General features: G+C 33.4%; 9 protein-coding genes and 2 pseudogenes. 8 read left to right on the plus strand and 3 right to left on the minus strand.

Annotated elements, in window-relative coordinates; all coding sequences use genetic code 11:
* The 3 genes and pseudogenes from ACM55I_RS16055 to ACM55I_RS16065 form a co-directional block, all read left to right on the plus strand.
* Positions 1-98: pseudogene (locus ACM55I_RS16055) on the plus strand (IS982 family transposase); the annotation flags it as partial.
* Positions 99-197: 99 nt separating this feature from the next.
* A complete protein-coding gene (locus ACM55I_RS16060) occupies positions 198-1,193 on the plus strand; it encodes an isoaspartyl peptidase/L-asparaginase family protein (RefSeq protein WP_416847848.1) in 996 nt (331 codons plus the stop codon).
* 86 nt (positions 1,194-1,279) lie between these two features.
* The gene (locus ACM55I_RS16065; protein ID WP_416847849.1) at positions 1,280-1,954 is read left to right on the plus strand and encodes a copper homeostasis protein CutC; all 675 of its coding nucleotides are present in this window, start codon (positions 1,280-1,282) and stop codon (positions 1,952-1,954) included.
* Positions 1,955-2,036: 82 nt separating this feature from the next.
* Here the strand turns inward: ACM55I_RS16065 and ACM55I_RS16070 are convergent, their stop codons facing one another.
* On the minus strand, positions 2,037-4,406 hold the full coding sequence (locus ACM55I_RS16070) for a TonB-dependent receptor (protein WP_416847850.1): 2,370 nt from the start codon (positions 4,404-4,406) through the stop codon (positions 2,037-2,039).
* A gap of 297 nt (positions 4,407-4,703) precedes the next feature.
* Between ACM55I_RS16070 and argS the strand changes: the two genes are divergently transcribed.
* The 4 genes from argS to ACM55I_RS16090 all read left to right on the plus strand — a co-directional run bounded on the left by argS (position 4,704) and on the right by ACM55I_RS16090 (position 9,434).
* Positions 4,704-6,482: an arginine--tRNA ligase gene (argS, locus tag ACM55I_RS16075; protein WP_416847852.1), complete on the plus strand. Its 1,779-nt coding sequence runs from the start codon at positions 4,704-4,706 to the stop codon at positions 6,480-6,482.
* 150 nt (positions 6,483-6,632) lie between these two features.
* Entirely contained in the window at positions 6,633-7,982 is a 1,350-nt protein-coding gene (gene ffh, locus ACM55I_RS16080) for a signal recognition particle protein (protein ID WP_416847854.1), read from the plus strand.
* A 131-nt stretch (positions 7,983-8,113) separates the two neighbouring features.
* The gene (locus ACM55I_RS16085; RefSeq protein ID WP_416847856.1) at positions 8,114-8,998 is read left to right on the plus strand and encodes a bifunctional 5,10-methylenetetrahydrofolate dehydrogenase/5,10-methenyltetrahydrofolate cyclohydrolase; all 885 of its coding nucleotides are present in this window, start codon (positions 8,114-8,116) and stop codon (positions 8,996-8,998) included.
* 115 nt (positions 8,999-9,113) lie between these two features.
* Positions 9,114-9,434, plus strand: coding sequence for a DUF1801 domain-containing protein (locus ACM55I_RS16090; RefSeq protein ID WP_416847857.1), 321 nt, complete (start codon positions 9,114-9,116; stop codon positions 9,432-9,434).
* A 204-nt stretch (positions 9,435-9,638) separates the two neighbouring features.
* On the opposite strand, the gene ACM55I_RS16095 is transcribed toward ACM55I_RS16090, so the two are convergent.
* Complete coding sequence (locus tag ACM55I_RS16095; protein ID WP_416847858.1) at positions 9,639-9,776, minus strand: hypothetical protein; 138 nt, start codon at positions 9,774-9,776, stop codon at positions 9,639-9,641.
* A gap of 26 nt (positions 9,777-9,802) precedes the next feature.
* Positions 9,803-10,114 carry a response regulator gene (locus ACM55I_RS16100; RefSeq protein ID WP_416847859.1) on the minus strand — a complete coding sequence of 104 codons (312 nt, stop codon included), beginning with the start codon at positions 10,112-10,114 and terminating at the stop codon, positions 9,803-9,805.
* A 63-nt stretch (positions 10,115-10,177) separates the two neighbouring features.
* Here ACM55I_RS16100 and ACM55I_RS16355 point away from each other — a divergent pair.
* Positions 10,178-10,268 (plus strand): annotated as a pseudogene (locus ACM55I_RS16355) (IS982 family transposase); the annotation flags it as partial.

A 10,268-nucleotide genomic window follows, 5' to 3' on the forward strand; every position in this document is an offset into this window, starting at 1 on the left:
GAATTTTAGCAAAAATAACAGCATTAACATTGGTTCAATATATCAATAAATTTATCTTTGATAGACCAATAAATAATATCAAAAATCAAATCATTTAATTACACCCAACGGGTTATTTAATTAGTTATTGATATTCATTTTCTAATTACAGTCGGTTGTTTTTAAGACGAAATTATAGTTAATCAAAAGTAAAGAGTATGACAAATCGTAGAAGTTTTATAAAAACCGCAGCCATTGGTTCAGTTGCTGTGGCTTTAAATTCATTCAAAGGAAAACCGGAGGAGGAGCGTAGTTTTTTATCTAAAAAAGGGAAGAAACCTATTGTGCTCTCTACTTGGCGATTCGGAATTGAAGCTAATGCCGCTGCTTGGGAAATTTTAAAAAATAACGGACGTGCCCTCGATGCAGTTGAAGCTGGGGTGAAAATTCCCGAAGGAGACCCAAAAGAACGAAGTGTGGGGTATGGAGGAAGACCGGATAGAGATGGGCGGGTTACACTTGATGCCTGTATTATGGATGAAAATGCGAATATTGGTTCAGTAGCTTGTTTGGAATATATTAAGCATCCTATTGCAGTGGCTCGTGCAGTGATGGAAAAAACACCTCATGTGATGTTGGTTGGTGATGGTGCTTTGCAGTTTGCCTTATCACAAGGTTTTGTAAAAGAGAATTTATTGGTAGAAGAATCCGAAAAAGAGTGGAAAGAATGGTTGAAAACCAGTCAATATAAACCTATTGCTAATATTGAAAATCACGATACTATCGGTATGATTGCTTTGGATTCAGACGGAAATCTTTCTGGTGCCTGCACTACAAGCGGAATGGCTTTCAAAATGCACGGTCGTGTGGGAGATTCGCCGATTATTGGAGCAGGATTATATGTTGATAACGAAATTGGAGCTGCCACAGCCACAGGTCACGGAGAAGAAGTGATCAGGATTTCAGGTTGTCATTTGGTTGTAGAATTGATGCGCCAAGGCAAATCACCACAAAAAGCGTGTGAAGAAGCTGTTGCTCGAATTGTAAAATTGACAAAGAATAGGAATAAAGATTTAAAAGACATTCAAGTTGGTTTTATTGCCTTAAATAAACAAGGAGAATATGGCTCTTATTGCATTCAAGGAGGTTTTAATTATGCTGTTAATGATGCAACAGGAAACCGATTAATTGATGCAGATTATTTTTTGAAATGAGCATAACCAGAGTTTGATGCAAACATGAATAATACAATGGAAATTACATATTCCAATAAAAATAATAGATTCTACATATGAAATAAATGAAAGAATGTAAATTGGAAATAGCGTGTTTTAATTTGCAATCAGCAATTATTGCACAACAAAATGGTGCTGACAGAGTAGAATTGTGCGCTAATATGAAGGACGGAGGAACTACGCCAAATTTTGAAATAACTATAGCTGTCCGTGAAATTCTGTCAATCGATTTGAATATAATGATTCGGCCTAGAGGTGGAAATTTTGTCTATTCAGATGGTGAATTTGAGGAAATGAAAACTGAAATTATCCAGTTCAAAAAACTTGACGTTGATGGCTTTGTCTTCGGAATTTTGAAAGAAGATGGTAGCGTCAATAAAGAACAAAACAAGGAATTAGTGGCTTTGGCACAGCCGTTTCCATGTACTTTTCATCGCGCTTTTGATGTGGTAAAAGACATAAATCAATCACTTGAATCCGTAATCGAATGTGGTTTTAAAACGATATTGACTTCCGGACAGGAAAAAAATGTAGTCGAAGGAATTGATGTATTGGCTGAATTAGTTGAAAAAGCGAATAATCGAATCACCATTATGCCCGGTGGTGGCTTGCGATCATTCAATATTGCATTATTAAAACAAAAAACAAATGCTTCCTTTTATCATTCATCTGCCATTACAGATTCAAGTGAAACAGCAAATGGGGACGAGGTAAAAGCATTAAAATCTAATATAATTTAAAAAGCACTTTTTTTTAAGTCAAAAAACCCGGAGTTGGCATACTCCGGGTTTTTCTTTTTGCAACAAACTATTAAAACTTATCTTATAAAAGTCCACCACCACCTTGGGTTTCGTTTTTGTCACGTTGTTTTCTCTGAATCGCTTTGTTTTTTCCAGCTCCAAAACGGTAATTGAATCCAATATATGCCGATTGACTTTCCCAGTTGAATTGACCTTCCAGTTTTTTTGGCTTGGTTCCTTCAAAAGCGAAGTGCATCGTGTTGAAAACATCACTGAATCGTGCAGTTATGGTTCCACTTCCTTTAAGAACTGTATAACTGGTTCCTAAATCCATTTTCCACATAGGTTGTCTAAGCATTTGTATTCCTAAATCGCGGCCTCTGTACATACTTGATAATTGAAAACGCAAGTTTTTAGAAGCCTTAAATGTATTGCTTATGCGTGCATTAACGGATGTTACATTTACTTCAACAAATTCATCAGCTACTATACCTCTTGTTTTTTTACTATAGGCGTCGAAGCTTACGTTTGAACTGAACCATTTTGTAAATTGTAAATTTCCAGAAATTTCAAAACCATATGCATTATTATCGTTGAGGTTAGTATAAGATAAAATTAGCTTAGAAGGATCGTTAGGGTTTTCATAAAGCGTTCTTGTAATTTCATCATTTATTCTTCTGTAAAATACACCGGTTGTTATGGAACCAATTTTTGTTTTTCTGGTATAATTCAATTCATAAGAATTCGTAAATTGTGGAAAAAGCTCCGGATTTCCCTCTGAATCAATTTGTGGGGTACTCCATTCACGTATTGGATTTACTTGATCAATACTAGGTCTGTCCACACGTCTTGAAAAACTTAAATTGAATGAGTTCTTTTCGCTCGGTGTGTAATTGATATATCCGGATGGATAAAGTGTAAATAAATCATCTTCGAAAGTCTCGTTATTTTCATTTACTTTTTTGAATAAAGCTTTGGCATTGTATTTTTCGAAACGAGTTCCCACTTGTCCACTCCATTTTCCTATCTGTTTTGAAATATTTGCATAAGCAGAATAAATGTTTCTGTTATATGAGAAATCGGAATTATAGCTGTCGTTTTTAATGAAATTGTTTTTCGTGTTTTCGATTCTGCTTTCTAATCCTAATTCTAGTTTGGTAGTTTTATTTAATGGATTTGTATAGTCTAAATTAATTAACGTATTGTTTCCTTTGTTTGTAATGTAATTAGTGGCGGGAGTACTGAAAATAGCATTTTCTTTGTCGTCATTATTAGTGTAATTTACTTCAAGTTCTATATTATGGCCTTCTTTTTTAAAGTCCTTTTTGTAATCGAAATTATAGGCCTGTGAATAATTTTTATTTTTGTTATTAAACAATTGAGTAATATCTGTTTTGGATGGATCAAGAAAATCTACGGTAGTTTTAGAGTCACCCTTTCCTCTATAAATATTTTGGGTTGTATAAAAGGAAATAGTGTTTTTTTCATTTAAATAAAAGTCAAAACCAACTTTTGCTAAATGAGAAGTGTTTGTATTCAAAAAAGTAAATTTTTGAAAATCTTCCTGACCTGGCTCTGTCGTTTTTATGAATCCGTGATTGGATTGTTTTCCGGTATTCAAACCATAATTCCCGTAAATGTTGAACTTTCCAGTTCTGTAATTCATGTCTAATGAGGAGTTTAATTTTGGTGTTTTTCCAAAAGTTACACCATTGTTTACACTTCCGTTAAAACCAATTTTACTGTTTTTATTCAATACAATATTGATAATTCCACTCATTCCTTCCGGATTGTATTTTGCTGAAGGATTGGTAATTAATTCAATTTGCTTGATGGATGTTGATGGTATTTGTTGTAATAATTGCGAAGCTTCAATAGTAGTAGGTTTTCCATCTATTAAAATACGTACATTCGAATTCCCTCTTAGGCTTATTGCATTGGTTTGTGGATCAACGCTTACGGATGGAATGTTGTTCATTATTTCTGCCGCAGTGGCTCCTGCTGAAATTAAGTCTTTACCAACATTGATTACTTTTCTATCAATCTTTTGTTCAATTGTGGATCGCTCACTTACCACATCAACACCTTTCAATTGAATTGCATCTTCCTCTAAGGGAATGGTATTCATATTGACATTTTTGTCTCCAGTTGTTAACGAAATTGCTTTAGTAACGGTTTTGTAACCTATAAACTGTATTTCAACAGTGTAGTTTTTTAAAGCTAAATTTTTGATAAGAAAAGTCCCTTTGTCAGAAGTTATTCCTCCCGTAATCACTTTGTTTTCTTCTTTTACAATAACATTTACATAAGGAAGCGGTTCGTTGCTTTTTTTATCGACTATTTTACCGGATATACTTCCAGAATTTTCCAGAAGCGTTGGTTTGACCGAATTTTGCGCTTGTATCGAAAACACGGTTGCGAATAAGCATAGTAAAATTAATTTGAGATTCATGATGTTTGTTTTGATTAAAATTTGATTGATGATGATGCAAAGGTATTCATTTATTTTAAAAATATGTATTGCATAGTACTATTTTATGCATAAAAAATATTTATTAAAACGAAATGTTAAAAGTTACCTAATAGACTCTTTTAAAGATAAATTGTTTACAAGTATTTAAAAAAAAATAACGCAACAGTAATTAGTAAATATTCAAACAGGATGCTTTGACTAGGAAATTATATTGTTTTCCAATTTTCAAATCGATGCATTATAACTATATTTGCAACCTTTAAATAAATACATAAAATGACATTATCACAAATTCTTACGCCTTCTATTGAAAAAGCGATTCTAGCTTTATTTGACATTGCTATTGACAAAGTTGAATTTCAAACCACTCGGAAGGAATTTGAAGGTGATATTACGATGGTTATTTTTCCATTATTGAAAGTTATTAAAAGTAATCCGTTAGAATTAGGAAACAAAATTGGTACCTATTTAGTGGAAAACGTAACTGAAGTGAGTGGTTTTAATGTGGTTTCAGGATTTTTAAACATTGTTATTTCTGACGAATATTATTTGAATTTCTTCAATGAAATAAAAGACAATACAAAGTTTGGTTTCGTGACACCAAATCCTGACGATAAAGCTGTAATGGTAGAATATTCTTCGCCAAACACAAATAAACCATTGCATTTAGGGCACGTTCGTAACAATCTTTTAGGATATTCGGTTGCCGAAATTATCAAAGCATCAGGTAAAAAAGTTTATAAAACCCAAATCATAAACGATAGAGGAATTCATATTTGTAAGTCAATGTTAGCTTGGCAGAAATTCGGAGACGGACAAACACCGGAATCAACAGGTTTAAAAGGAGATAAATTAGTTGGAAATTTTTATGTAGCTTTTGATAAAGCGTATAAAGAAGAAATTGCCCAATTAATGAGCAGTGGGAAAACGGAGGAAGAGGCCAAAAAACAAGCACCTATTATTCTGGAAGCACAAGAAATGCTTTTGAAATGGGAAGCTGGGGATGCCGAGGTAATAAATCTTTGGAAAACCATGAACCAATGGGTTTATGATGGTTTTGCCATTACGTATAAAAATTTAGGAGTTGATTTTGATTGTTATTACTACGAAAGCAATACTTATTTATTAGGAAAAGACGTTGTTCAAATTGGTTTGGAGAAAGGTGTTTTCGAAAAAGATCCTGACGGTTCGGTTTGGATTGATTTAACGGATGAAGGTTTAGATAGAAAAATTGTACTTCGTTCAGACGGAACAGCAGTTTATATGACGCAGGATATTGGAACAGCTATTCAGCGTGTGAAAGATTACCCGGATGTTGGTGGAATGGTTTATACGGTAGGAAACGAACAAGATTATCATTTCAAAGTATTGTTTCTTATTCTGAAAAAACTAGGTTTTGATTGGTCTAAAAATCTTTTCCATTTGTCTTACGGAATGGTGGATTTACCTTCCGGAAAAATGAAAAGCCGTGAAGGAACTGTTGTTGATGCAGATGATTTGATGCAGGAAATGACGGATACAGCTCAGAAAATTGCAGAGGATTTAGGAAAATTAGATACCTATTCTGCCGAAGAAAAAGCAAAATTATACAATACTATAGGTCTTGGCGCTTTGAAATATTACATTTTGAAAGTGGATCCAAAAAAACGAATCCTTTTTAACCCTGAAGAATCAGTAGATTTTGCAGGAAATACGGGGCCGTTTATTCAATATACATACGCCCGAATTCAATCTATTATTCGCAAGGCTAATTTTGATTTTTCAAATACATCAAAAATAGTGATATTGCATGAAAAAGAGAAAGAATTATTGAAACAATTGGAGTTGTTTCCTGAGGTAATTCAAAATGCGGCACACAATCACAGTCCGGCTTTACTGGCAAATTTTACATATGATTTGGTACGGGAATACAATTCATTCTATCAGGTTGTTCCTATTCTAGGAGAAGAAGATTTAGAGAAGAAAATTTTTAGGATACAGTTGTCTAAAAAAGTGGCTGATACTATCGCTGCTTCTTTTAGTTTGTTTGGAATTAATGTTCCGGAAAGAATGTAACAAGATAAATTATTTAAATACAAAAACGACTTCAAATTGAGGTCGTTTTTTTGTTAAAATAAATTGAAATTCCCTTTGTCGATTATCCAATTATCTGATTGCCTAATTATCTAATTAGTTTATCTTTGCACTTCAATAAAATAAAAAATCATGTTCGATAATTTAAGCGATAAATTAGATAAAGCCTTTCATATACTAAAAGGGCACGGAAAAATCACCGAAGTAAACGTTGCCGAAACATTAAAAGAAGTTCGTAGAGCTTTACTTGATGCCGATGTTAACTTCAAAATCGCAAAAGATTTTACCACTAGAGTAAAGGAAAAAGCAATTGGTCAAGACGTTTTAACGACACTTCAACCAGGGCAATTATTGGTTAAATTGGTTAAAGATGAATTGACGGAATTGATGGGTGGTGATGTTGCCGGAATTAATTTATCAGGAAATCCTACAGTGATTTTAATGTCAGGTTTGCAAGGTTCAGGTAAAACTACTTTTTCTGGAAAACTGGCAAATTATTTACTTACAAAAAAGAATAAAAAACCACTTTTGGTTGCCTGTGATATTTATCGTCCAGCGGCGATTCAACAATTATATGTTGTTGGTGATTCTATAGGTGTCGAGGTTTACTCCGAACCAGAAAATAAAAATCCGGTTGAAATTGCCCAAAATGCTATCAAACATGCAAAAGCCAATGGTTTTAATGTAGTGATTGTGGATACTGCGGGTCGTTTAGCAGTCGATGCAGCAATGATGGATGAAATTGCACGTGTTCATAAAGCAATTCAGCCACAAGAAACTTTATTTGTTGTCGATTCAATGACAGGTCAGGATGCAGTAAATACCGCTAAAGCCTTTAATGATATCTTGAATTTTGATGGTGTTATCTTAACTAAACTTGATGGTGATACTCGTGGTGGAGCTGCTTTGTCTATTAAAACTGTAGTAAACAAACCAATTAAGTTTGTTGGTACAGGTGAAAAGATGGATGCGATTGATGTATTCTATCCTGTTCGTATGGCGGAACGTATCCTTGGAATGGGAGATGTTGTGTCTTTGGTAGAAAGAGCGCAAGAGCAATTTGACGAAGAAGAAGCAAGAAAAATCCAAAAGAAAATCGCCAAAAACGAATTTGGTTTTGATGATTTCCTGTCCCAAATACAGCAAGTAAAGAAAATGGGTAATATGAAAGATTTGGTTGGAATGATACCAGGTGCTTCAAAAGCCATGAAAGATGTAGAAATTGAAGATGATGCTTTCAAGCATATTGAAGCAATTATTCACTCGATGACTCCAATAGAAAGAAGTAAGCCAGCTTTAATTGATGTAAAAAGGAAAGCTAGAATTGCAAAAGGTTCCGGAACAAAAATTGAGCAAGTCAATCAATTGATGAAGCAGTTTGAGCAAATGAGCAAGATGATGAAAATGATGCAAGGACCGGGAGGGAAAAATTTAATGAAAATGATGGGAGGCATGCAAGGTGGTATGCCAGGAATGCGATAAAAAAATCGTGTTCGGTATTCAGGTTTTCAGTAATCAGTTTTGAAACACATTATACTATTAATATTTAAGGGTTTTTATTTAAGTTTCCAAAACTTTAAACTTTAAACTTTAAACTTTTTAAACAAGAAGAAATGCAACTACTAGACGGAAAAAAAACATCGGAAGACATTAAACAGGAAATTGCTGCCGAAGTACAACAAATGAAAAACAATGGGGAAAAAGTGCCTCATTTAGCAGCTGTAATCGTTGGTACTAATGGAGCCAGCTTAACATATGTTGGAAGTAAAGTACGTTCTTGTGAACAAATTGGTTTCGAATCCACTTTAGTAAGTTTACCAGAAACGATTAGTGAGGCCGATTTGCTTTCAAAAATCAAAGAATTAAATGAAAATGATGATTTAGATGGTTATATCGTTCAATTGCCTTTGCCAAAACACATTGATGAGCAAAAAATATTGATGGCGATTGATCCTGACAAAGATGTAGATGGTTTTCATCCTGCAAATTTTGGGAAAATGGCTTTGGAAATGGAAACATTTTTACCGGCAACCCCATTTGGAATTATGCAATTGTTAGAACGCTACAAAGTAGAAACTGCTGGCAAGCATACCGTAGTTATTGGACGTAGCAACATTGTGGGTCGTCCCATGAGTATCTTGATGAGTCGCAAGGGATATCCAGGTGATTCAACAGTAACACTGACTCACAGTAGAACTAAAAACATTGAGGAGTTTACAAGAAATGCAGATATTATCATTACAGCATTAGGAGTTCCGAATTATCTTAAAGCCCATATGGTGAAAGATGGAGTAGTTGTAATTGACGTAGGTATTACCAGAGTGGAAGATGCTTCTCACCCAAAAGGATATGTGATTACAGGAGATGTTGATTTTGATGAAGTAAGTAAAAAGTCTTCTTTTATAACTCCCGTTCCAGGTGGAGTAGGACCAATGACTATTGCGATGTTATTGCAAAATACACTTTTGGCAAGGAAACTGAGAAGTGCAAAAAAGTAATTAAGCCAAGGCCTATTCGAGATAATAGGCCTTTTTATTATGGGAAATCCACAAGGAATAAATAGATGAGTTTCTAGGTAATCTTCCAGAAGAGGAACTTGAAATCGTTCTTTCTTTGCGTAAAATTATCTTAGAATGCATTCCAAATTGCAAAGAGAAATTGGCTTACAATGTCCCTTTTTATTATTGTCATTCTAGAATTTGTTATATTTGGCCTGCTTCTATTCCTTGGGAAAAAGTTGAAAAAGGAGTCGCAATTGGTTTTTGCAAAGGCACTTCATTTTTAGACGAGACTTTTAAAACTACAAAGTTTACTTCCAAAGTAACGTTTACTTCAGTCGCAGCAATTGATGTTGCATTTTTGAGACAGCAAATCTATGAAGCTGTTTTGATTGATGAACAAATTGTAAAAGCGAAGCGGAGAAAAATCCAATAATTTAGAATCTTCTTTTTTAATATAGGAGTACCCTTAATGAATTCCGGTCTTCTTTAACTGGTTCTATTTTTGTCAAGCTAGCTTCTTTATTTTTTTGGAAGGTTTCATTAGTTCGTTTAATTCATTTCTTTATCTGTAATACTGAAACAGATTCCAATTTTAGAAGTATCACGTCAGCATACAAGTTACTTAATAAGAAATTTATTAAACGTTGTAATCGATACAGCAATTTTTATATTGAAAACATTTTAAATGCATTTGTTTAGCTATTATTTCTTTCAAGTTTTTTAAAACAACAGGTTTAGTTATAAAATCATCCATACCATTAGAAATGGCTTTCACTTTGTCTTCGTCAAATGCACTTGCAGTTACAGCAATAATTGGTATAGCGTTAATTTGATATTTTGCAGAGGAGTGTATTTTTTTGTTGCTTCAAATCCATCCATTTCAGGCATGTGTAAATCCATAAAAATGATATCATAATCGTTTTCATTATAAAAAGAAACGGCTTCTTTTCCGTTAATTGCAATATCTGAAGGAATATTTAGTTTATTCAAAAGTTTATACAATACTTTTTGATTGATAAAATTATCTTCAACAATTAATGCTTTATTAATGATTGTATCTTTTATAGTATTAAATTCAACCCGTTGGGTGTAATTATTTAAAGCAAAATAAATTGATTAGATATTGGTCAAGATACTGAAATTCAGTATCTTGAAGTCGCCAAACAACCAATATCTATGTCAAATATAGTAAAAAATTATTTTAGAGTTTTAGAAGTTATAAGTTCTTTGAATTGTGAATTAGAATATAAATCGGATGTTGGTAGAA

The sequence above is a fragment of the Flavobacterium algoris genome, assembly GCF_048158525.1.
In the GTDB taxonomy this organism is placed as follows: Bacteria; Bacteroidota; Bacteroidia; order Flavobacteriales; family Flavobacteriaceae; genus Flavobacterium; species Flavobacterium algoris.

Bases quoted from the DNA above. Each gene is read 5' to 3' on its own strand.
- ffh (WP_416847854.1), top strand. From the start codon at position 6,633: ATGTTCGATAATTTAAGCGATAAATTAGATAAAGCCTTTCATATACTA.
- ACM55I_RS16070 (WP_416847850.1), bottom strand. From the start codon at position 4,406: ATGAATCTCAAATTAATTTTACTATGCTTATTCGCAACCGTGTTTTCG.
- ACM55I_RS16085 (WP_416847856.1), top strand. From the start codon at position 8,114: ATGCAACTACTAGACGGAAAAAAAACATCGGAAGACATTAAACAGGAA.
- ACM55I_RS16060 (WP_416847848.1), top strand. From the start codon at position 198: ATGACAAATCGTAGAAGTTTTATAAAAACCGCAGCCATTGGTTCAGTT.
- argS (WP_416847852.1), top strand. From the start codon at position 4,704: ATGACATTATCACAAATTCTTACGCCTTCTATTGAAAAAGCGATTCTA.
- ACM55I_RS16065 (WP_416847849.1), top strand. From the start codon at position 1,280: ATGAAAGAATGTAAATTGGAAATAGCGTGTTTTAATTTGCAATCAGCA.